Origin of the sequence: Rhodopseudomonas sp. P2A-2r (assembly GCF_026015985.1) — a bacterium.
GTDB lineage: Bacteria > Pseudomonadota > Alphaproteobacteria > Rhizobiales > Xanthobacteraceae > Tardiphaga.
In genome coordinates this window covers 1012501-1034469 of sequence record NZ_CP110389.1, presented here as the reverse complement: position 1 = coordinate 1034469, position 21969 = coordinate 1012501, and the positions used below count along the sequence as shown (strand labels likewise).

Genomic DNA, 21969 nt, shown 5'->3' with positions numbered 1-21969 from the left:
TAGCAAATGACCGGGGATACCTGCCTGTTCCGAAGGCATCCGCCGAAACACTGATGATGCAGACCGGCCGAAGCCGGCCCTGGAGGTCTTAAGCGTTGGTGCCCTGGGGCGCGGCAACAGTGGCTGACAGCCGGTTCAAAAGAAGCGAAAGGCCGACGCCGAAAGCGCCGCCGACCGCTTTGACCATGGCGTCGCGGAGCTCGCCGTGGCGGTCGGGGGTCAGGAACTGCAGCGTTTCGAGCCCCACGGCGGCGCCCAGCACGATGGCCAGCACAAGCCAGAACCGGCCCGGATAGGCCAGCCCGAACAGCAGCCCGGCCACAGCGAACGCTCCGAAGCGCTCCATGCTGACGCCGGCCAGATGCGGCCTGAGGCCGATCGGCGACAGGGTCGCGAACACGATGAAGGCCAGGCTGGCCCAGGCAATGGCCATGATGATTTTTCGCGACATGCAGCGTCATACCCTATTCGGAGCCGCGGCGGCCGCTTCTCACGCTGAACGGTTAATCCGCACGATCAACCCGCTGGAAATAAGGCAGATTCCCGCGCCGAGGGCCAATTAAGCCGCGACACAGGGCACAACACGGAGATTCCGGGCAAAATCGCCCTTCGGACCGGCGGCTTGCCAGCCAAGCGGGTCAGCTTGCCCGCAGCCGCTGCCAGCTCTCGAAGGTTTCGGGTTTCAGCTCGAAGCGGTCGTTCATGCGGGCATACATGGTGCCGGCGACGCGTCCCACCGGCTGGAAGTTGTCATAGTCGGTCCGCAGCGTATCGGGATCGACGACGCCGTCGCGGACCTGCAATCCAAGCACCTCGCCGACCAGCAGATCGCGCTCGGCGCCGAAATTCATCATCGTCACCTTGCGGCATTCCAGCGCCACCGGCGCGTCAGCCAGATGCGGCACCGGCACGAAGACGCCGGCGGACAACGGAAGCTGCAGCGCCTCGGGTTCTCCGATGTCGGAGGGAAAGGCGATCGAGCAATCGACCATGGACCGTGCCAGCGCTTCGTCCACCATGTTGACGACGAACAGGCCATTGGCGCGGATGTTGCGCGTGGTGTCCTTGGGCGTAAGGTCCGACTTCACCTGCAGGCCCACCACCACCAGCGGCGGCGCTTCGGAGAACACGTTGAAGAACGAGAACGGCGCGGCATTGACCACGCCTTCGGCCGAGATGGTGGTGATCAGCGCGATCGGCCGCGGGACCACCAGGCCACACAGCAGCTTGTAGCGTTGCGGCGCGCTCAGCGTGGCAAAATCGAATCGCATCGTCATGGCAGCTCCGCAGCGGGTGATGGAAATTCATCTAGAACGGTGAGCCAAAACGCGTCAACGCGCTGCGGCAGCGTTGCGGCAAACTTCAGCCGTTTGTGTGATGGCCACCGCCGATCGGCAGAATCGAACACAACCATCTGAGCTTGCGGGACAAAACCCGTTCGAACCGCGAATCGGACGATTCATCGCTATCGCGTATCCGATCGATGGAAAGTCGATCCGCACGCTCGCCGAAGATTAGGTTTCAAAGGCGGCATCGCCTCGATAGGGTGCGCGCCATCAATGGGGAAATGACATGGACTTTTCCGGAATTTTTGCGCGCGTGGTCGCGGTGATCGGCGGAGCCGCGCTGCAGTGGCGCCGGCTGCAGGGCGCAACACCCGCACCGGCCTGGGGCAGCGCGCCGGTGGTGCCGGCGGCGCGGCCGCAGGGCACCCTGATGACGCTGAAGATGCCGACCGCGCGCGGCTGGAGCGACGGCCACAAGCCAACGGTGGCGGCGGGCCTGAAGGTCAATGCCTTTGCCACCGGCCTGAAGCATCCGCGCTGGATCGACATGCTGCCCAATGGCGACGTGCTGATCGCCGAGGCGTCGCAGGTCGCAGGCCCCGTGAGGAACGTGTTCGGCTACGCCATGCAGGCAACCATGCGGCGCGCCGCGGCCCTTGGCGAAAGCGCCAACCGCATCACTTTGCTGCGCGACGCCGATGGCGACGGCACGGCCGAGATCAGCAAGACCTTCATGGAAGGGCTGAACCAGCCATTCGGCATGACCCTGCTGGACGACACCTTCTATGTCGGCAATGTCGACGGCGTGGTGGCCTTTCCCTATGTGGCGGGCGCCGACAGCATCACCGCGCCGGGCAAGAAGCTCACCGATTTCAAGGCGGGCGGGCACTGGACCCGCAGCCTGCTGCCGAGCCCCGATGGCAAGAAGATCTACATCGGCGTCGGCTCGCTCACCAACATCGCCGACATGGGCATGGAGACCGAAGAGGGCCGCGCCGCGGTCTATGAACTCGACGTCGCCACCGGCAGCAGCCGCATCTTCGCCGGCGGGCTGCGCAACCCCGTGGGCCTCGCCTTCGAGCCCACAACAGGCGCGCTGTGGACGGTGGTCAACGAGCGCGACGGCCTCGGCGACGAGACGCCGCCGGACTATCTGACCTCGGTGCGCGACGGTGGCTTCTACGGCTGGCCCTATTGCTACTGGGGCAAGACCGTCGACGACCGCGTGCCGCAGGACGCCGCGCTGGTGGCCAGGACGATCACGCCGGACTACGCGCTGGGCGGACACACCGCGTCACTCGGCCTGTGCTGGCTGCCGGCCGGCACCTGGCCGGGCTTTCCCGACGGCATGGTGATCGGCCAGCACGGCTCGTGGAATCGCAGCACGTTGAGCGGCTACAAGGTGGTGTTCATCCCGTTCGTGAACGGCCGCCCGTCGGGTCCGCCGCGCGATATCCTGTCGGGCTTCCTCGCGCCGGACGAAAAGGAATCCTACGGCCGGCCGGTCGGCGTGTTCCTCACGCCCGAAGGCGCGCTGCTGGTCGCCGACGATGTGGGCGACGTGATCTGGCGCGTCACCGCAGCGTAGAGGCTCACTCAATTCGGCCGTGTCCCGGACGCAGCGCGGCGCGAAGTGCCGCACTGCAGATCCGGGACCCCGATTTCTGTAGACGCAACCGGGACCCCGGATCTGCGGCGCACCACGCCGCCCAAGCGGCGGCGTGGTGCACCGCGTCCGGGGCACGACCCCCAACTAGAACGCGCTACGACGTCACCCCGGGCAGATCGAGCCCGTTGGTCTTGGCGCATTCGATCGCGCTGTCGTAGCCCGCATCGGCGTGGCGCATCACCCCGGTGGCGGGATCGTTCCACAGCACGCGCTCGATGCGGCGCGCCGCGTCGGGCGTGCCGTCGGCGACGATCACCATGCCGGCGTGCTGGGAATAGCCGATGCCGACGCCGCCGCCGTGATGCAGCGACACCCAGGTGGCGCCGCTGGCGCAATTGAGCAGCGCATTGAGCAGCGGCCAGTCGGATACCGCGTCGGATCCGTCGCGCATCGCCTCGGTCTCGCGGTTGGGGCTGGCGACCGAGCCGCTGTCGAGATGATCGCGACCAATCACGATCGGCGCCTTCAACTCGCCGCTTGCGACCATCTCGTTGAAGGCAAGGCCGAGACGATGACGATCGCCGAGACCGACCCAGCAGATCCGCGCCGGCAGGCCCTGGAACTGGATACGCTCGCGCGCCATGTCGAGCCAGTGATGCAGATGCTTGTCGTCCGGCATCAGCTCCTTGACCTTGGCGTCGGTGCGATAGATGTCCTCGGGATCGCCGGATAGCGCGGCCCAGCGGAACGGACCGATGCCGCGGCAGAACAGCGGGCGGATATAGGCCGGCACGAAGCCGGGAAAATCGAAGGCGTTGGCGAGGCCCATGTCCTTGGCCATCTGGCGAATGTTGTTGCCGTAGTCGAGGGTGGGAATGCCCTGGGCATGAAAGTCCAGCATCGCCTGGACGTGGCCGACCATGGAGGTCTTGGCGGCGGCTTCCACCGCCTTCGGATCGCTCTCGCGCTTGGCGGCCCACTGATCGAGCGTCCAGCCCTTCGGCAGATAGCCGTTGATCGGATCGTGGGCGCTGGTCTGGTCGGTGACGATGTCCGGACGCACACCACGGCGCACCAGTTCGGGAAAGATATCGGCGGCATTGCCGAGCAGGCCGACCGAGACCGGCTTCTTGTCTTGCGCTGCCTGCGCCATGATCGCCAGCGCCTCGTCGAGGGTCGCCGCCTGGCGGTCGAGATAGCCGGTGCGCAGCCGCATCTCGATGCGGCTCGGCTGGCATTCGACCGCCAGCATGGACGCGCCGGCCATGGTGGCAGCGAGCGGCTGCGCGCCGCCCATGCCGCCAAGGCCCGCAGTCAGGATCCAGCGGCCGGCAAGGCTGCCGCCATAGTGGCGACGGCCGACCTCGACGAAGGTTTCGTAGGTGCCCTGCACGATGCCCTGGCTGCCGATGTAGATCCACGAGCCCGCGGTCATCTGGCCGAACATCATCAGGCCGAGCTTGTCGAGCTCGTTGAAGTGATCCAGCGTCGCCCAATGCGGCACCAGGTTGGAATTGGCGATCAGCACGCGCGGCGCGTCCTTGTGGGTGCGGAACACGCCGACCGGCTTGCCGGACTGCACCAGCAATGTCTGGTCGTCATCGAGCTTGCGCAGCGCCGCCACAATGCGATCAAAGCTGTCCCAGTCGCGGGCGGCGCGACCGATGCCGCCATAGACCACGAGTTCGCTCGGCCGCTCCGCCACGTCGGGATCGAGATTGTTCATCAGCATGCGCAACGGCGCTTCGGTCAGCCAGCTCTTGGCGCTGATCTCCGATCCGCGCGGCGAACGGATGACGCGCGCGTTGTCCAGTCGGCGGTTCATGACGAATGACCTTTCTCGGCAAGCATTGCTTAAGGCAAGTTCTGGAAACGGATTGTTGGTGAGCACCGCCATCGCAGCGGCGGGCAGCCGACCGGACGCAACCAGCGCGGTGGCCTTCGCCATATCGTCGGCCATGTAGCGATCGGCGCCGAGCGCCGGCACCTGTTCGCGCAACAGCGCGATCACCGCCGCCAGCGCCGGACTCGTGGCATGCGGCGCGCGCAGCTCGATGCCCTGCGCCGCTACCAGTAGTTCGATGCCGAGGATAGCGGCGAGATTGTCGGCCATGTCAGACAACCGGCGCGCGGCATGGGCGGCCATCGACACGTGGTCCTCCTGGTTTGCACTGGTCGGCGTCGAGTCGATCGAGCAGGCCGCGGCGCGCTGCTTGTTCTCGGCATAGAGCGCGGCAGCCGTCACTTCGGCGATCATGAAGCCAGAATTGATGCCGGGGTCGGGCGTGAGAAAAGGCGGCAGGCCGAAGTTCAACGCGGGGTCGACCAGAGTGGCGATGCGTCGCTCGCTGATGGCGCCGATCTCCGACAGCGCCAATGCGATCTGGTCGGCGGCAAACGCCACCGGCTCGGCATGAAAGTTTCCGCCGGAGACGATTTCGCCGGTCTCGACCAGCACCAGCGGATTGTCGGTGACCGCATTGGCCTCGATGGCCAGCGTGCGCGCCGCCTGCGTCAAGAGGTCGAGCACGGCGCCGGCCACCTGCGGCTGGCAGCGCAGGCAATAGGGATCCTGCACACGCTCGTCGCCTTCGAGATGCGAGTTGCGGATGTCGCTGCCGTCGAGCAGCGCGGTCAGCGCCGCACCCGCCGCGATCTGACCGGCATGGCCGCGCAATCGCTGGATCTCCGGACGGAACGGCGCCGTCGAGGCCATCGCCGCATCGACCGACAGCGCGCCGGTGACCAACGTCGCGCAAGCGAGATCGTGGGCGCGCAACAATCCGGAGATGGCATAGGCCGTGGAGAACTGTGTGCCGTTGATCAGCGCCAAGCCTTCCTTCGGGCCGAGCGTCAGTGGCGCGAGGCCGGCAGCAGCCAACGCATCCCGCCCCGGCACCACTGCACCGTCGACCAACGCCTGCCCCTCGCCGATCATCACCGCGGTCATATGCGCCAGCGGCGCCAGATCGCCGGAGGCGCCGACCGAGCCCTGCTGCGGCACCAGCGGATAAATGCCGTGCGCCAGCAGCGCCTGCAATTGTTCGATGACGACGCGACGCACGCCGGACGCGCCGCGCCCCAAGGAGATGATCTTGAGCGCTATCATCAGCCGCACGACCGGCTCTGGCGTAGGCTGCCCGACACCGCAGCAATGCGACACGATGAGATTGCGCTGCAGCAGCGCGGTCTGATCGGGCGGAATGCGCTTCGACGCCAGCTTGCCGAAGCCGGTATTGATGCCGTAGACCGGCGCGGCGGCAGCGGCGGCCTTTTCGACGATACCGGCAGCCGCCTCGACCGACGGCCAGAACGACGGATCGAGCACGACCGACGCGCCGGCCAGCACCTGCCGGAGATCCTCAAGCGTCACCTTGCCCGGCGAAACGACGAGGGATGCAGTGCGGCTGCTCATCGGCCCATCCAGGCCCGGTCGTGCAGGGGATTGAAGCCCATGCGGTAGACGAGTTCGGCCGGACGCTCGATGTTCCAGATCGCCAGATCGCAGCGTTTGCCGGCCTCCAGCGTGCCGGTGTCGGCGAGCACGCCGAGGGCGCGCGCGCCTTCGCGGGTCACGCCGGCGAGGCATTCGGCAACGGTCATCCGGAACAATGTCGCGCCCATGTTCATGGCGAGCAGCAGCGAGGTCAGCGGTGAGCTGCCGGGATTGCAGTCGGTGGCCAGCGCCATGTGCACGCCGTGGGCGCGGAACAGATCGAGCGGCGGCTTCGACGTCTCGCGAATGAAATAGAACGCGCCGGGCAGCAGCACGGCCACCGTCCCTGCTTTTGCCATCGCCGCGGCGCCGGCGTCATCGGTGTGTTCGAGATGATCGGCCGACAGCGCCGAGAATTGCGCAGCCAGCGCCGCGCCGCCGAGGTTCGACAGTTGGTCCGCATGCAACTTGACCGGCAGCCCCAGCACCTTGGCTGCGTGAAAGACGCGCGCGGTCTGCTCGGCGGAGAAGGCGATGCCTTCCATGAAGGCGTCGACGGCATCGGCGAGGCCGGCGCGCGCCACCGCCGGCAGCATCTCGTTGCAGACGAGGTCGATATAGCGATCCTTGTCGCCACCGGCTTCCGGCGGCAGCGCATGGGCGCCGAGAAAGCTGGTGCGGACAGTAACCGGCCGCTGCCGGCCGAGCGCGCGGGCGGCGGACAACTGCCGCAGCTCGGTCTCAAGATTGAGCCCGTAGCCGGACTTGATCTCCAGCGTGGTCACGCCTTCGCCGATCAGCGCGTCAAGCCGCGGCAGCGCGCCGGCGACAAGTTCAGCCTCGCTGGCGGCCCGCGTCGCCGCCACCGTCGAGACGATGCCGCCACCGGCGCGCGCGATCTCCTCGTAGCTGGCACCCTGCAGCCGCAACTCGAATTCGTGGGCGCGGTTGCCGCCGAACACCAGATGGGTATGGCAATCCACCAGCCCCGGCGTGATCCAGCGGCCGGCACAATCGATGCGCTCGACCGCATCGGCATCGACGGGAAAATCGGATTTCGCGCCGGCGAAGACGATGCGGCCATCGCGGGCGGCGATCACGCCATGGTCGATGGCGCCGAGGTCGGGAAGATCCGCGCGCACAGTGGCGAGCCGGGCATCGTGCCAGATCCGATCGAAGCGCTCGGCCATGCGGGACTTCCCAACTACAGAAGCTTGACGACAAACTCGATATGTCTATACATATTATCGCGCTGCAGTCCTGTCCATCCGGTTTTGGAAACATGTCAACTCTGCATTTCGGATCGGCGTTGCTCCCCGCGGGGTGGGCCGATGACGTGCAGGTGGAGGTGACCGATGGCACCATCGCCAAGGTCACGGCCGGCGTCGCGCCGGCTGCCGGCGATGAACGTCACCAACTCGCAATCCCCGGAATAGCCAGCCTGCACAGCCACGCCTTCCAGCGCGGCATGGCCGGTCTCGCAGAAATTCGCGGCGATGCCGCGGATACATTCTGGACCTGGCGCGAGACCATGTATCGCTTCGCGCTGACCATGACTCCCGAAGACACCCAGGCGGTCGCGACGCTGCTTTATGTCGAGATGCTCGAACAGGGTTTTACGCGGGTCGGCGAATTCCATTATCTGCATCATGACCACGACGGCGCGCTTTACGCCAACCCCGCGGAGATGGCCACGCGCATCGCCCGCGCCGCTGAGGTCACAGGCATCGGGCTGACGCTGCTGCCGTGCTTCTATGCCCATGGAACGTTCGGCGGCACCGCACCGCATGAAGGCCAGCGCCGCTTCATCTGCTCCGTCGATCAGTTCGCAAAGCTGGTGGACGCCAGCCGCACCGCGATCCGCGCACTGCCCGGTGCCAATCTCGGCATCGCGCCGCACAGCCTGCGCGCCGTGACGCCGGACGAGCTGGCGGCGCTGCTACCGCTGGCCGCAGGCGGCCCGCTGCATATTCACGCCGCCGAACAGGTGCGCGAGGTCGAGGACTGCGTCGCCTGGTCGGGCCAGCGACCGGTCGCATGGCTGCTTGACCATGCGCCCGTCAATCAACGCTGGTGCCTGATCCACGCGACGCACATGACGCCGGCGGAAACCGCGGCGCTGGCCGCGAGCGGCGCCGTTGCAGGACTTTGCCCGCTGACCGAAGCGAGCCTCGGCGACGGCATCTTTCCCGGCCGCGAATTTCTTGGCGCCGGCGGCCGCATCGGCATCGGCACCGATTCCAACATCCTGATCGGCGTCGATGCCGAACTGCGCCAGCTCGAATATGGCCAGCGGCTCAAGCATCGCGAGCGCAACGTGTTGTCGGGCGGGCCCGGCGTCTCGACCGGCCGCGCGCTGCTCGATGCCGCACTGGCCGGCGGCGGCCAGGCGCTTGCGCAGCCGGCGGTCGGACTGCAGGTCGGCGCCCGCGCCGATATCGTCACGCTCGACACCGCCCATCCGTCGCTGGCGGGGCGCAGCCGCGATGCCGTGCTCGACGGCTGGATCTTCGCCGCCGGTGCGGGAGCGATCGATTGCGCCTGGGCCGGCGGCGCGAAGCTGGTGGAAGGCGGACGCCACCGGCTGCGGCAACAGGCGCGCGAGACATTCAATGCAGCAATGCGCAGGCTGGTCGCATGAGCGCCGCCCCGCAGCGCGCCAAGGCCGACACGGTCGACAGGCCAACGCTGTACAAGCAGATCCGGCTCGATATCGAGCAGCGCATCCTGACCGGCGAGTGGCCGCCGGGCTACCGCATCCCCTTCGAACACGAGTTGATGACGCATTACGGCTGTTCGCGGATGACCGTGAGCAAGGCGCTTTCCGAACTGGCGCAGGGCGATCTGATCGAGCGGCGGCGGCGCGCCGGCACCTTCGTGCGCCGTCCCAACTTTCTCTCGGCGGTTCTGGAGATCGCCGACATCCGTGCGGAGATCACCGCGCTCGGCCGTAGCTACGGCTACGAGATGATCAAGTCTTCGCGCCGCGCCGCAACCGCTGCCGACCGCGCACGGCTGCGCGTGCGCAAGACCGGCCGGGTGATGGCGATTGCCTGCCGCCACAGCGCCGACGGCGTGCCGTTCGCCATCGAGGACCGGCTGATCGATCTCGACGCCGTGCCGGACGCTGCCGCCGCGGATTTCGCCGCCGAGCCGCCCGGCTCGTGGCTGCTTCATCATGTCCCATGGACCGAGGCCGAACATGCCATCAGCGCCATTGTCGCCAACGATCAGACGGCCGCGGCGCTTGATATTGCAGTCGGTGCGCCCTGCCTGGTGATCGAACGCCACACCTGGCGCGGCGCGCAGGCCATCACCGCCGTACGCCTCGTCTATCCCGGCGAGTCGCACAAACTGGTTGCACGGTTCAAGGGTGGCTGAGAATGATATCGATATCGATACGGCACAATTTATGCAGCGGTATTTTACAGAGCCACCTCACCGTCTGAGGCAACCAGAACGACACAATCGATAAACCAGCAAAGGGATACAGCCATGCGTCATCTTGGAAAAATTGTCGTCGCCGCCACGCTTCTCGCCGCCGCACCGGCCATTGCGCAGGACGTGAAGGTCAACATCGCGATCTCAGGCTGGACCGGATTTGCGCCGCTCACGCTCGCCAACCAGGCCGGCATCTTCAAGAAGAACGGCCTCGACGTGACGATCAAGAAGATCCCGCAGAAGGACCGCCATCTGGCGATCGCCTCGGGCGACGTGCAGTGCGCGGCGACCACCGTCGAGACCTGGATTTCATGGAATGCCAACGGCGTTGCCACCAAGCAGATCTTCCAGCTCGACAAGAGCTACGGCGCCGACGGCATGGCCACGCGCAGCGACATCGCATCGATCAAGGATCTCAAGGGCAAGACGGTCGCCGCTTCCGCGCCGGGCACCTCGCCCTATTTCGCGCTGGCCTGGATGCTCAAGAAGAACGGCCTCACGGTGAAGGATGTCACCGTGGTGAACCTTGAGCCGGCCGCCGCGGCGCAAGCCTTCGTCTCCGGCCAGAACGATGCCGCCATGACTTACGAGCCCTATCTCTCGACGGTGCGCGCCGCACCCGACAAGGGCAAGATCATCGCCACCACGCTGGACTATCCGATGGTCATGGACACCTTCGGCTGTACGCCGAAATTCCTCGCCGACAATCCAAAAGCCGCCAAGGCGCTGGCCGACAGCTATTTCGAGGCCATCGCGATGATCGAGAAGGACCAGGCCAAGTCCTACGAGATCATGGGCGCCGATGTGAAGCAGTCCGCCGAAGCCTTCGGCAATTCGGCGAAGTACCTGCGCTGGCAGGACAAGGCCGCCAACCAGAAGTTCTTCACCAGCGAATTCCAGGCCTTCAACAAGGAAGCCGCGGAGCTGCTGCTGGAGATCGGCATCATCAAGGCGGTACCGAAGATCGATGACCTCTACGACGCCAGCTACATCAAGTAGCCTGCAAACGCCAAGCGTTCCCCGGACGCAGCGCAACGCGCCGCCCTTCGCGGCGTGGTGCGCTGCAGATCCGGGGTCCCGGTGATGAGTGGACCGGGGTCCCGGTTCTGCGGAGCAGCGCGAAGGACGCTGCACCGCGCCCGGGACACGATCTCCTTCCTTTCAACTTTAACCAGACGCCAAGGATAGCGCCCCTGTGATACGTCCCCTCGACCCCGTGACATCGCGACAGCGCGTCGCCTACGGTTTTGCGTTCTTCGTGCTGTTCGTGGCGGTGTGGTCGTGGGCGACCTTCGGCGGCTACGTGTCGAAGACGTTTCTCGCCAATCCGCTGACCATGGTGCATGAGGGCTGGGAGCTGCTGACCAAGTATGGCTTCCTGTTCGACATCGGCATGACGATCTGGCGGGTGGTCGGCGGCTTCGTGCTGGCGATGGTTGTCGCGGTGCCGCTCGGCGTATTGATGGGCGCCTACAAGCCGATCGAGGCGCTGCTGGAGCCGTTCGTCTCGTTCGCGCGCTACCTGCCGGCCTCGGCCTTCATTCCGCTGCTGATCCTGTGGGCGGGCATCGGCGAGCTGCAGAAGCTGCTGGTGATCTTCATCGGCTCGGTGTTCCAGATCGTGCTGATGATCGCCGTCAATGTCGGCAACACCCGCCGCGATCTGGTCGAGGCCGCCTATACGCTCGGCGCCAGCGACAGCGGCGTGATCCGCCGCGTGCTGCTGCCCTCCTCCGCGCCGGAGATCGCCGAGATCCTCCGGCTGGTTCTCGGCTGGGCCTGGACCTATGTCATCGTCGCCGAACTGATCGGCTCGTCCTCGGGCATCGGCCACATGATCACTGACAGCCAGGCGCTGCTCAACACCGGGCAGATCATCTTCGGCATCATCGTCATCGGGCTGATCGGCCTGTTGTCGGATTTCCTGTTCAAGGCGTTCAACGCCTGGCTGTTTCCGTGGAAGCTGGCATGACCACGCTGTTGATCGATCAGGTTTCCCGCACCTTCCCCGCGCGCGCCGGCCATGCGCCGACGCAGGCGCTGGAGCCCACCGACCTCAAGGTCGGCAACAACGACTTCGCCACCATCCTCGGCCCCTCGGGCTGCGGAAAGTCGACGCTGCTGCGCATCATCGCCGGGCTCGACCGTCCCACCACCGGCCGCGTGATGCTCGACGGCCAGGAGGTCACCGGACCCGGCGCCGACCGCGGCATGGTGTTCCAGTCCTACACGCTGTTTCCATGGCTGACGGTGCGCGAGAACATAGCCTTCGCCCTGCGCGAGCGCGGCGTGTCGGAAGCCGAACGCGGCCGCATCGCCGACGGCTTCATCCAGAGGGTCGGCCTTGCGGGCTTCGAGAACCACTGGCCGAAGCAGCTGTCCGGTGGCATGCAGCAGCGCACCGCCATTGCGCGCGCGCTGGCCAACGATCCAAAGATCCTGCTGCTCGACGAGCCGTTCGGCGCGCTCGACAACCAGACCCGCGCCTTGATGCAGGAGATGCTGCTGGGGATCTGGGAGCGCGACCAGAAGACCGTACTGTTCGTCACCCACGATATCGAGGAAGCCATCTTCCTCGGCAGCCGCGTCATCGTCATGAGCGCACGGCCGGGGCGCATCAAGGCGGAGATCGCCGTCGACCTGCCGCATCCGCGCTCCTACAAGATCAAGACGACGCCGGAATTCGTCGCCCTGAAGGAACGCCTTGTCGAGGAAATCCGCGTCGAGGCCCTGAAAGTAGCAGATCATGCCTGACCATCATTTGTCCGTTGACGGCGCCCGGGTTCTCGCCGACCTCAACGCGCTGCGCGCCATCGGCGCCTACAAGACCGGCGTGCACAAGCCGACTTTCTCCGAGCCGCATGTGCAATCGCTGCACTGGCTCGCGGCGCGACTTCTCGAGGCCGGGTTGACGGCCACCATCGACGGCATCGGCAACGTGCTGGGCATCAGCAGCAAGGCCGGTCCGAAGCTGCTGGCGGGATCGCATCTGGAAAGCCAGAACTATGCCGGCTGGCTCGATGGGCCGCTCGGCGTAATCTATGCGCTGGAGGCGGCGCGCGTCATCAATCCCAACCCGGATTTGAACGGCGCAGTCGAAGTCGCGGCCTGGTGCGACGAGGAAGGCCATTTCGGCAGCTTCCTCGGCAGCCGTTCTTTTGTCGGCGACGTCACCGAGGCGGATATCGACGCCGCGCGCGACCGCTCGAGCGGCCGTGCCCTGCGCGACGCGCTGCGCGACGCCGGGCTCGCCGGCCGCCCACGCATCACCGCCGAGCCCGCGCGGCATATCGGCTATCTCGAAGCGCATATCGAACAGGGCCAGACGCTGGAGGATGGCCGTCTTGCCATCGGCGTCGTCACCTCCATCGTCGGCATCTGGCAATACCGGATCGATTTCACCGGCGAACAGAACCATGCCGGCACCACCCGCATGGCGGTGCGCAAGGATGCCGGACTGGCGCTGGCGCGGTTCTGCGTGGCCATCGACGAACGATTTCCGGCGATGTGCGGGCCGCGCACCGTATGGACCACCGGCCGCATCACGCTGGATCCGGGCGCGCCGAGCATCATCCCCGGCCATGCCGAGATGCTGTTCCAGATTCGCGACGACGATCCGTCCGTGATCGCACGGCTCGAGGAGCTGCTGCGGGGCATGGCGGACGAGGCTACGGCGCAGGGGCGCTGCCGCGTCACCGTCGAACGGCTGCGCGTTGGCGCACCCGCCATGATGGATGGCAAGATCCAGGAGGCCATCGAGGCGGCGAGCGCCGCCGTTGCCGGCGGCCGTTCGCTGCGCATGCCGAGCGGCGCCGGACACGATGCGCAGGTGCTGGCGACGATCATGCCGGCCGGCATGCTGTTCGTGCCGTCGATCGGCGGCGTCAGCCATCACTGGACCGAAAACACCGCTGACGCCGACATTGTCACCGGCGCACAGGTCTATGTCGACGCCTGCCGGCGGCTGCTGGCGGGATAGGCCGACGACAACAAAGCCGCCATCCGGGAAGCCGCGCAGCTGCCGCCGCGTGGGATCATCGAGCGGTCCACGGTTTGCATGTATGGCCCGGGGGCACGGCAGGTGTGCCGGAGCGGTGCTAGGCGCGGTGCGGCGAAGCTGCTAGCCATTTCACTCTCGAACTCGATCAGGATCCTGCAGATGGACAACCGCACTGACATCTGGCGTCACGTTGACGCCATCAAGCCGCGTTTCGTCGCGCTGAGCGATCGGGTCTGGGCGATGCCGGAGGTCTGCTACACCGAAGCGCGCTCCTGCGCCGAACATCTGGCCGAGCTGCAGCATCAGGGTTTCCGCATCACCGAGAACCTCGCCGGCATCCCCACCGCGCTGATGGGCGAATGGGGCGAGGGAGGTCCCGTCATCGCCTTTCTCGGCGAATACGATGCCCTGCCCGGATTGAGCCAGGAAGCAGGCATAGCCGAGCCCCGCCCGATCGAGGCCGGCGGCCATGGCCATGGCTGCGGCCACAACCTGCTTGGATCGGCCGCCCTGCTCGCCGCCACGGCGGTGAAGGACTGGCTGGCCACCCACAAGGTGCCCGGGCGGGTGCGCTATTACGGCTGCCCGGCGGAAGAGGGCGGCGCTGCCAAGGCTTTCATGGTGCGCTCCGGCGATTTCGACGACGTGGACATCGCCGTCACCTGGCACCCCTCCAGTTTCTGGGAAGTGGCGGTGACGCCCTCGCTGGCCAACACGCGCGCCGATTTCAACTTCACCGGGCGGACGTCCCATGCCGCCGCGTCGCCGCATCTGGGCCGCAGCGCGCTCGATGCCGTGGAGCTGATGAATGTCGGCGTCAACTACATGCGCGAGCACATGCCCAGCGACGCCCGCGTCCACTATGCGGTGCTCGACACCGGCGGCATCGCGCCCAACGTGGTGCAGGCCCATGCCCGCGTGCGCTATTCGATTCGCGCCCGCGACCTGCCCGGCATGACCGAACTGGTCGGGCGCGTGCAGAAGATCGCGGAGGGCGCGGCGCTGATGACCGAAACCACCGTGAAGATGCAGATCGTTTCCGCCGTCTCCAACACGCTGGCCAATACGCCGCTGGAAGAGGCGCTGTTCAAGGTCATGGAAGACCTCGGCCCGCCGCATTTCGACGACGACGACAGGAGCTTCGCGTCGCAGATCCAGGCCACGCTGACCGAGAAGGACATCGACTCGGTCTACTACACCATCGGCATGGATCCGACCGACAAGCCGCTGGCGGATTTCCTGGTGCCGTTCGACGCCAAGCGCAATCCGCTGGTCGGCTCCACCGATGTCGGCGACGTCAGCTGGGTGGTCCCCACCGTCCAGGTCCATGCGCCCTCGATCGCCATCGGCACGCCGCTGCACACCTGGCAGGTGGTGGCGCAAGGCAAGAGCTCGCACGCCCACAAGGCCATGGTGCAGGCCGCCAAGGCGATGGCGGGCCTCGGCGTCAAGGCGCTGATCGAACCGGACCTGATCGCCGCCGCCAAGGCCGACCTCGACCGGCGCACCGCCCGCACGCCCTATGTGAGTCCGCTGCCAGGCGATGTTGCGCCGCCGCTGCGCATGTCATTGGCGTGATCCGAAGCGTCCGATAATCGTGTCCCAGCGAACAAATTTTTTGCACGCTGGGGCAGCCGCGCCCACGTTTTGGCAGAGCGATACCTTCGGTTTGCCGAAGCGTTGTGCGCCGCAGTAGAAATCTGCCCAAGCAACGGCCAATCGATCCGCGACGCCACCCCGCATGACGTTGACTTGCGGCACGTTCGGTGTGCCATCTTACGTCCCTGGACTATGCGGCGGGGCGACCCGCGATCACGCCAACCGAACGAGTGGACGATGAAGCTGGGCACCGAACTGCAAACGATGATCGATGGCGTCAAAAACGGTCGCATGGATCGCCGCGGCTTCATTCAACGCATGATCGCGCTGGGCCTCACCGCGCCGATGGCGACGCAACTGCTCGCGGTCGGCGGCGTGGCCATGGCGCAGACGCCGTCCACCTACAAGCCGACCAAGCGCGGCGGCGGCGGCCCGCTGAAGCTGCTGTGGTGGCAGGGCCCGACGCTGCTCAATCCGCACTTTGCCACCGGCACCAAGGACCAGGACGGCTCGCGGCTGTTCTACGAACCGCTGGCCTGCTGGGACGCCGACGGCAATCTCAGCCCGGTGCTCGCCGCCGAAATTCCCTCGCTGCAGAATGGCGGCCTCGCCGCCGATGCCAAGTCGGTGACCTGGAAACTGAAGCCCGGCGTCAAATGGCACGACGGCAAGCCGTTCTCCGCCGACGACGTGGTGTTCAACTGGGAATATGCCAAAAACCCGGCGACTGCGACGGTCACCATCGCCGCACATCGCGACATCACCGTCGAAAAGATCGACGATCTCACGGTGAAGATCTCCTTCAAGAAGCCGACGCCGTTCTGGGCCGATGCCTTTGTCGGCGCGCCCGGCGCCATCATCCCCAAGCATCTGTTCCAGGATTACACCGGCGACAAGTCGCGCGACGCCCCGACCAACCTCAAGCCGGTCGGCACCAGCGCCTATAAATTCGTCGAGTTCAAGCCGGGCGATTTCATCCGCGGCGAGATCAACCTCGATTACCACATACCCAACCGCCCGCACTTCGACAGCATCGAGATGAAGGGTGGCGGCGATGCCGTCTCGGCGGCGCGCGCCGTGATCCAGACTGGCGAGTATGACTTTGCCTGGAACATCCAGGTGGAAGACGAAATCCTGCTGCGCCTGGAAAAGGGCGGCAAGGGCAAGGCGGTCTATGCTGTCGGCGGCGACACCGAATTCATCGCCCTCAATTTCACCGACCCGAACACCGAGGTCGACGGCGAACGCTCCTCCATGAAGACCAAGCATCCGCTGTTCTCCGATCCCGCGGTCCGCAAGGCGCTGGCGCTGCTGATCGACCGCAATGCCATCAAGAGCGTGATCTACGGCCGCGCCGGCCGCACCACCGCCAACTTCCTCAACGGACCCGAGAAATTCGTATCCAAGAACACCAGCTGGGAATTCAGCATCGAGAAGGCCATCAAGCTGCTCGACGACGCCGGCTGGAAGCCGGGCGCGGACGGCATCCGCGCCAAGGATGGCAAGCGGATGAAACTGCTGTTCCAGACCGCCATCAACGGCCCGCGCCAGAAGACCCAGGCCATCGTCAAGCAGGCCTGCCAGAAGGCCGGCATCGAGATGGAGCTGAAATCGGTGGTGGCATCGATCTTCTTTTCCTCGGACGTCGGCAATCCGGACACCTATCCGCATTTCTACGCCGACCTCGAAATGTTCCAGATCCCCATGAGCCAGCCCGACCCCGCCCAGCACATGCGCCGCTATCATTCCAGCAACGTGGCGACCAAGGCGAACAAGTGGCAGGGCCTGAACTTCCCGCGCTGGGTCAACAAGGACTATGACGCCGCGATCGACGCGGCCGAGGGCGAGATCGATCCCGTCAAGCGCGCGGCCTTCTACATCAAGGCCAACGACATCATGTGGGAGGACACCGTGTTCATCCCGGCGATGCATCGCTTGAAAGTGGAGGCCGCGGCCAACACGCTGCGCCCGGTGCTGTCCGGCTGGGCCAACGAAACCGACAACCTGCACGAATGGTACAGGGAGGCGTGAGGACAGCGGACAGACGGCTTCCGTCATGAGCCAGTACATCCTGCGCCGCCTGCTGATCGCCATTCCGAGCCTGCTCGGAATCTCGCTGATCCTGTTCATCGTGCTGGCGCTGGCGCCGGGCGATCCGTTTTCCGAACTCGCCACCAATCCCAACGTGCCGCCCGAAGTCCGCGAGGCGCTGCGGATGAAATTCGGCCTCGACGATCCGATCTACCTGCGCTACGTGCACTGGCTGGTGGCCATGGTGCACGGCGACTGGGGCTTTTCCTTTGTCAGCCGGATGAACGTCGACACGCTGATCCTCCAACGACTGTCCACCACACTCTACGTGATCGGCTCGTCGCAGGTGCTGGCGCTGCTGATTGCGATTCCGGTCGGCGTCTATGCCGCCACAAGGCCCTATTCGGTGTTCGACCAGGTCGCCAACACGCTGGCCTTCATCGGCTTCTCGCTGCCGACCTTCTTCACCGGAATCCTGTTCATCCTGGTGTTTTCGGTGAAGCTGGACTGGCTGCCCTTCGTCTATTCGACCGACATCAAGGCGACCGGCATCCATTGGGTCGGCGAACAGATCCGGCAAGCCATCATGCCGGTGATGGTGCTCGGCCTGTTTCAGGCGGCGTCGATGACGCGTTTCGTCCGCTCGGCCATGCTCGACGTGATCCGCCTCGATTACGTCACCACCGCAAAGGCCAAGGGCATCGGCCAGCGGCGAGTCATCGTCAAGCATGTGATGCGCAATGCGATGATCCCGGTGGTCACCCTGATCGCGTTGCAGATCCCCGCGGTGTTCGGCGGCGCCATCGTCACCGAGCAGATCTTCCGCATCCCCGGCATCGGCTCGCTGCTGATTTCCTCGATCCTCGCCAACGATACGCCGGTGGTGATGGCCGTGACCTTTGTCTTCGCTTGTCTTGTCGTGCTCTTCAACCTCATCGCGGACGTTCTGTATGGCTGGCTTGACCCTCGCATCTCGCTCCGCTGAGCGGCGCAGCTATTCGCCGCTGCGCGAGACCTGGCTGCGCTATCGCCGCCACAAGCTCGCCGTGGTCAGCGCGGTGCTGCTGCTGGTTCTGGTTCTGGCGGTGGTGCTGGGCCCGTACTTGTGGCGCGTGGGGATCAACGAGATCGATTTCACCGCGCGCCTGGAAGGCCCGTCGCTCGCGCACCCGCTCGGCACCGACGATCTCGGCCAGGATATTCTGGCCCGCATGATCTCCGGCGGGCGCATCTCGCTTGCCGTTGGCTTCGCGGCGATGGTGGTCTCGGTGCTGGTCGGCACGCTGATCGGCGCGCTCGCCGGTATGTCGCGCGGCGCGCTCGGCCATTTCCTGATGTGGCTCACGGACCTCTTTCTGGCACTGCCGCAACTGCCGCTGCTGCTGCTGCTGATCTATCTGTTCCGCGACGGGCTGAAGGCGGCGTTCGGCCCCGAGGGCGGCATCTTCATCCTGATCGTTGTCGTCATCGGCGGGCTGCGCTGGATGCCGGTGGCGCGGCTGGTCCGCGCGCAATTTCTGTCGCTGCGCGAAAAGGAATTCGTCGAGGCCGCCCGCGCCCTCGGCGCCAGCCGCGCGCGCCAGGTGATCCGCCACATATTGCCCAACGCGCTGGGGCCGGTGATCATCGCCGGCACCATCGACGTCGCCGCCGCCATCATCGCCGAGTCGACGCTGTCGTTTCTCGGCCTCGGCTTTCCGCCGGACACCCCGACCTGGGGCCGCATCCTGTACGACGCCAAGGACTATCTCGACATCGCCGCGCACTGGGCACTGTTTCCCGGCGCAGCGATCTTCATCGCCGTGGTCGCCGTCAACTTCATCGGCGACGGGCTGCGCGACGCCCTCGATGCGCGGCGGGTGATCTGATGATTCCGCTCCTCGAAATCAAGAATCTCAAGACGCATTTCACCACCGACGACGGCATCGTGCAGGCCGTCGACGGCGTGAACCTCACCATCAACCGCGGCGAGACGCTGTGCGTGGTCGGCGAATCCGGCTCCGGCAAGACGGTCACGGCGATGTCGATCCTGCAGCTGATCGCCATGCCGCCGGGCAAGATCGTCGAAGGCGAGATCATCTTCGAGGGCCGCGACCTGGTGCCGCTCACCAGCCATCAGCTCGACGAGATCAGGGCCAAGGAGATCGGCTTTATCTTCCAGGAGCCGATGACCTCGCTCAACCCCGTGCTCACCGTCGGCGAGCAGATTGCCGAGAGCCTGCGGCGCCACGAGCGGCTGCCGCAGAAAATGGCGATGGCGCGCACGGTGGAGATGCTGAAGCTGGTGCAGATCCCCAATGCCGCCGGCCGCGTCAACGATTACCCGCACCAGTTTTCCGGCGGCATGCGCCAGCGCGTGATGATCGCCATGGCGCTGGCCTGCCATCCCAAGCTGGTGATCGCCGACGAGCCCACCACCGCGCTCGACGTTACCATCCAGGCGCAGATCCTCGACCTCTTGCAGGACATGAAGGAGCGCTTCGGCATGGCGGTGATGCTGATCACCCATGCCATGGGCGTGGTCGCGGAAACCGCGCAGCGCGTGGTGGTGATGTATGCCGGCAAGGTGGTCGAGGAGGCCGGCGTCGACAGCCTGTTCGAACGTCCGAGCCATCCCTACACCCAGGGCCTGATCCGCTCGATCCCGCGCATCGATCTCGATGCCGGACTGAAGACCCGGCTGGAGACCATCGCCGGCACCATGCCGGTGCTGATCAATCCCGCGCCCGGCTGCCGCTTCGCGCCGCGCTGCCGCTTTGTCATGGATGTCTGTCGGGAACGCGAGCCGCTGCTGCGGCCGATCGCACCGGACCATCGCATGGCCTGCCATCTGGGAGACGTGCCATGAGCGAGCCTCTCATGACCGAACCGCTGGTGCGCGTCACCAATCTCAAGAAATATTTTCCTGTCCATGGCGGCTTGCTGTCGCGCGAGGTCGGGCGCGTTCACGCCATCGACGACGTGTCGTTCACCGTCCATCGCGGCGAGACGCTGGGACTGGTCGGCGAATCCGGCTGCGGAAAATCCACCACAGGCCGCTGCGTGCTGCGCCTGATCGAGCCGACCGCAGGCGACGTCGAATTCGCCGGCCGGGACGTGCTGGCGCTCGGCGGCAGCGAGCTGCGCGCTCTCAGGCGAAAAATGCAGCTCGTGTTCCAGGATCCCTTCGCTTCGCTCAATCCGCGCATGACCGTGGGCGCGATCATCGGCGAGGCGCTGACCATCCACAATCTCGGCGGCTTCGCCAGCGAGCGCGAGGATCGCGTGGCGAGCCTGCTGGTCAAGGTCGGGCTGAAGGGCGACCAGATGCGCCGCTACCCGCATGAATTCTCCGGCGGCCAGCGCCAGCGCATCGTCATTGCGCGTGCACTCGCGGTCGAGCCCGAATTTATCGTCTGCGACGAACCGGTGTCGGCGCTCGACGTCTCCATCCAGGCGCAGGTGATCAACCTGCTGGAAGATCTGCAGGCCGAGCTGAACCTGACGTTCCTGTTCGTGGCGCACGATCTGTCAGTGGTGGAACACATCTCCGACCGCGTGGCGGTGATGTATCTCGGCCGCATCGTCGAACTCGCAAAATCCAGCGACCTCTATCGCAATCCGCAGCATCCCTACACGCAGGCGCTGCTCTCCGCCGTGCCGGTGCCGGACCCCAAGGCCAAGCGCAAGCGGATCCGGCTGCAGGGCGACGTGCCGAGCCCGATGAATCCGCCGACGGGCTGTCATTTCCACACCCGCTGCCCCATCGCCGTGCCGATGTGTTCGCAGATCGTGCCGGAAACCAAACAGGGCAGCGACGGGCATTTCGTGGCCTGCCATCTGGCGTAGGGCGTCGGCGAAGAATCCATTGCCTTTGCGAATTTTTTGCCCATTGCAGTTTGAAAGCCCGCATCGTCGCGGCATCGTCCTGATTTGGAGCATCCATGCGCATCGCCCTGATCCACGCGCTTCGGCATTCGATCGATCCTGCTGCGGAGGCGTTCGGACGGCTGTGGCCGGAGGCGGATCTCGTCAATATTTTCGACGACAGCCTGTCCGCCGACCTCGCGCGCGCCGGGCAACTCACGCCGGCCATGACCGAGCGCTTCCTGCTGCTGGCGCGCTATGCCGTGGATAACGGCGCCAATGGAATCCTGTTCACCTGCTCGGCCTTCGGCCCGTGCATCGAAGCCTGCAAGGCCGCGCTGACGCCGCTACCGGTGCTGACGCCGAACGAAGCCATGATCGATGAGGCGATCGCCAGCGGCGGACCGATCGGCCTGCTCGCCACCTTCGGCCCCACCCTCGACACCATGCCCGCCGAATTCACCGCCATCGCGCCGGCCATCGAGATCGTGCCGCAACTGGCCGAAGGCGCCCTCGCCGCCCTGAATGCCGGCGACACCGCGCGCCACGACCAACTGGCGGCGCAGGCCGCTTCCGGCCTGCAGCAGTGCAAGGTGATCGCCCTGGCCCAGTTCAGCCTCGCACGAGCGGCGCCAGCGGTTGCGGCCGCCAGCGGCCTCCCTGTGCTGACAACGCCCGACAGTGCGGTGAAACGGCTGCGCTCGCTGCTCGGCTGAGCCCT

At 66.0% G+C, this 21969-nt stretch carries 18 protein-coding genes and 1 pseudogene; 14 read left to right on the top strand and 5 right to left on the bottom strand.

The window, feature by feature from the left end; translation table 11 throughout:
- Positions 1-88: 88 nt before the first annotated feature.
- Positions 89-451: a VanZ family protein gene (locus ONR75_RS04790; RefSeq protein WP_265081613.1), complete on the bottom strand. Its 363-nt coding sequence runs from the start codon at positions 449-451 to the stop codon at positions 89-91.
- 187 nt (positions 452-638) lie between these two features.
- The gene (locus tag ONR75_RS04785; RefSeq protein WP_265081612.1) at positions 639-1277 is read right to left on the bottom strand and encodes a flavin reductase family protein; all 639 of its coding nucleotides are present in this window, start codon (positions 1275-1277) and stop codon (positions 639-641) included.
- 295 nt (positions 1278-1572) lie between these two features.
- On the opposite strand from ONR75_RS04785, the gene ONR75_RS04780 reads away from it, so the two are divergent.
- Positions 1573-2874: a PQQ-dependent sugar dehydrogenase gene (locus ONR75_RS04780; protein ID WP_265081611.1), complete on the top strand. Its 1302-nt coding sequence runs from the start codon at positions 1573-1575 to the stop codon at positions 2872-2874.
- Positions 2875-3049: 175 nt separating this feature from the next.
- Here the strand turns inward: ONR75_RS04780 and hutU are convergent, their stop codons facing one another.
- The 3 genes and pseudogenes from hutU to hutI form a co-directional block, all read right to left on the bottom strand.
- The gene (gene hutU / locus ONR75_RS04775) at positions 3050-4720 is read right to left on the bottom strand and encodes a urocanate hydratase (protein ID WP_265083539.1); all 1671 of its coding nucleotides are present in this window, start codon (positions 4718-4720) and stop codon (positions 3050-3052) included.
- Between the two features lie 126 nt (positions 4721-4846).
- A pseudogene (hutH, locus tag ONR75_RS04770) lies at positions 4847-6310 on the bottom strand (histidine ammonia-lyase); the annotation flags it as partial.
- The gene (hutI, locus tag ONR75_RS04765; protein ID WP_265081610.1) at positions 6307-7521 is read right to left on the bottom strand and encodes an imidazolonepropionase; all 1215 of its coding nucleotides are present in this window, start codon (positions 7519-7521) and stop codon (positions 6307-6309) included. The gene hutI and the pseudogene hutH, both read right to left, overlap by 4 nt.
- A 92-nt stretch (positions 7522-7613) precedes the next feature.
- On the opposite strand from hutI, the gene ONR75_RS04760 reads away from it, so the two are divergent.
- From ONR75_RS04760 to ONR75_RS04700, 13 genes are all read left to right on the top strand, one after another.
- On the top strand, positions 7614-8972 hold the full coding sequence (locus ONR75_RS04760) for a formimidoylglutamate deiminase (RefSeq protein WP_265081609.1): 1359 nt from the start codon (positions 7614-7616) through the stop codon (positions 8970-8972).
- On the top strand, positions 8969-9712 hold the full coding sequence (gene hutC, locus ONR75_RS04755) for a histidine utilization repressor (protein ID WP_265081608.1): 744 nt from the start codon (positions 8969-8971) through the stop codon (positions 9710-9712). Before ONR75_RS04760 ends, hutC begins: the two co-directional genes overlap by 4 nt.
- 114 nt (positions 9713-9826) lie before the next feature.
- A complete protein-coding gene (locus tag ONR75_RS04750; RefSeq protein WP_265081607.1) occupies positions 9827-10771 on the top strand; it encodes an ABC transporter substrate-binding protein in 945 nt (314 codons plus the stop codon).
- 199 nt (positions 10772-10970) lie between these two features.
- Positions 10971-11744 carry an ABC transporter permease gene (locus ONR75_RS04745; RefSeq protein WP_265083538.1) on the top strand — a complete coding sequence of 258 codons (774 nt, stop codon included), beginning with the start codon at positions 10971-10973 and terminating at the stop codon, positions 11742-11744.
- Positions 11741-12526, top strand: coding sequence for an ABC transporter ATP-binding protein (locus ONR75_RS04740; RefSeq protein WP_265081606.1), 786 nt, complete (start codon positions 11741-11743; stop codon positions 12524-12526). The genes ONR75_RS04745 and ONR75_RS04740 overlap by 4 nt, the downstream gene beginning before the upstream one ends.
- Positions 12519-13751, top strand: coding sequence for a Zn-dependent hydrolase (locus ONR75_RS04735; RefSeq protein WP_265081605.1), 1233 nt, complete (start codon positions 12519-12521; stop codon positions 13749-13751). The genes ONR75_RS04740 and ONR75_RS04735 overlap by 8 nt, the downstream gene beginning before the upstream one ends.
- 180 nt (positions 13752-13931) lie before the next feature.
- On the top strand, positions 13932-15350 hold the full coding sequence (locus tag ONR75_RS04730; RefSeq protein ID WP_265081604.1) for a M20 family metallopeptidase: 1419 nt from the start codon (positions 13932-13934) through the stop codon (positions 15348-15350).
- A 258-nt stretch (positions 15351-15608) separates the two neighbouring features.
- Complete coding sequence (locus ONR75_RS04725; protein WP_265081603.1) at positions 15609-17402, top strand: peptide ABC transporter substrate-binding protein; 1794 nt, start codon at positions 15609-15611, stop codon at positions 17400-17402.
- A gap of 25 nt (positions 17403-17427) precedes the next feature.
- The gene (locus ONR75_RS04720; RefSeq protein ID WP_265081602.1) at positions 17428-18387 is read left to right on the top strand and encodes an ABC transporter permease; all 960 of its coding nucleotides are present in this window, start codon (positions 17428-17430) and stop codon (positions 18385-18387) included.
- Positions 18353-19270 carry an ABC transporter permease gene (locus tag ONR75_RS04715; protein ID WP_265081601.1) on the top strand — a complete coding sequence of 306 codons (918 nt, stop codon included), beginning with the start codon at positions 18353-18355 and terminating at the stop codon, positions 19268-19270. The genes ONR75_RS04720 and ONR75_RS04715 overlap by 35 nt, the downstream gene beginning before the upstream one ends.
- On the top strand, positions 19270-20250 hold the full coding sequence (locus ONR75_RS04710) for an ABC transporter ATP-binding protein (protein ID WP_265081600.1): 981 nt from the start codon (positions 19270-19272) through the stop codon (positions 20248-20250). The genes ONR75_RS04715 and ONR75_RS04710 overlap by 1 nt, the downstream gene beginning before the upstream one ends.
- Before the next feature lie 11 nt (positions 20251-20261).
- Positions 20262-21230 (top strand): ABC transporter ATP-binding protein, encoded by a 969-nt coding sequence (locus ONR75_RS04705; RefSeq protein WP_265083537.1) that lies wholly within the window; start codon positions 20262-20264, stop codon positions 21228-21230.
- A gap of 95 nt (positions 21231-21325) precedes the next feature.
- Positions 21326-21964 (top strand): aspartate/glutamate racemase family protein, encoded by a 639-nt coding sequence (locus ONR75_RS04700; RefSeq protein WP_265081599.1) that lies wholly within the window; start codon positions 21326-21328, stop codon positions 21962-21964.
- The last annotated feature ends 5 nt before the right edge of the window (positions 21965-21969 follow it).

Excerpts from the sequence above, each read along its gene's own strand:
- ONR75_RS04790 (WP_265081613.1), bottom strand. The coding sequence starts at position 451 with ATGTCGCGAAAAATCATCATGGCCATTGCCTGGGCCAGCCTGGCCTTC.
- ONR75_RS04785 (WP_265081612.1), bottom strand. The coding sequence starts at position 1,277 with ATGACGATGCGATTCGATTTTGCCACGCTGAGCGCGCCGCAACGCTAC.
- ONR75_RS04780 (WP_265081611.1), top strand. The coding sequence starts at position 1,573 with ATGGACTTTTCCGGAATTTTTGCGCGCGTGGTCGCGGTGATCGGCGGA.
- hutU (WP_265083539.1), bottom strand. The coding sequence starts at position 4,720 with ATGAACCGCCGACTGGACAACGCGCGCGTCATCCGTTCGCCGCGCGGA.
- hutI (WP_265081610.1), bottom strand. The coding sequence starts at position 7,521 with ATGGCCGAGCGCTTCGATCGGATCTGGCACGATGCCCGGCTCGCCACT.
- ONR75_RS04760 (WP_265081609.1), top strand. The coding sequence starts at position 7,614 with ATGTCAACTCTGCATTTCGGATCGGCGTTGCTCCCCGCGGGGTGGGCC.
- hutC (WP_265081608.1), top strand. The coding sequence starts at position 8,969 with ATGAGCGCCGCCCCGCAGCGCGCCAAGGCCGACACGGTCGACAGGCCA.
- ONR75_RS04750 (WP_265081607.1), top strand. The coding sequence starts at position 9,827 with ATGCGTCATCTTGGAAAAATTGTCGTCGCCGCCACGCTTCTCGCCGCC.
- ONR75_RS04740 (WP_265081606.1), top strand. The coding sequence starts at position 11,741 with ATGACCACGCTGTTGATCGATCAGGTTTCCCGCACCTTCCCCGCGCGC.
- ONR75_RS04735 (WP_265081605.1), top strand. The coding sequence starts at position 12,519 with ATGCCTGACCATCATTTGTCCGTTGACGGCGCCCGGGTTCTCGCCGAC.
- ONR75_RS04730 (WP_265081604.1), top strand. The coding sequence starts at position 13,932 with ATGGACAACCGCACTGACATCTGGCGTCACGTTGACGCCATCAAGCCG.
- ONR75_RS04725 (WP_265081603.1), top strand. The coding sequence starts at position 15,609 with ATGAAGCTGGGCACCGAACTGCAAACGATGATCGATGGCGTCAAAAAC.
- ONR75_RS04720 (WP_265081602.1), top strand. The coding sequence starts at position 17,428 with ATGAGCCAGTACATCCTGCGCCGCCTGCTGATCGCCATTCCGAGCCTG.
- ONR75_RS04715 (WP_265081601.1), top strand. The coding sequence starts at position 18,353 with ATGGCTGGCTTGACCCTCGCATCTCGCTCCGCTGAGCGGCGCAGCTAT.
- ONR75_RS04710 (WP_265081600.1), top strand. The coding sequence starts at position 19,270 with ATGATTCCGCTCCTCGAAATCAAGAATCTCAAGACGCATTTCACCACC.
- ONR75_RS04705 (WP_265083537.1), top strand. The coding sequence starts at position 20,262 with ATGACCGAACCGCTGGTGCGCGTCACCAATCTCAAGAAATATTTTCCT.
- ONR75_RS04700 (WP_265081599.1), top strand. The coding sequence starts at position 21,326 with ATGCGCATCGCCCTGATCCACGCGCTTCGGCATTCGATCGATCCTGCT.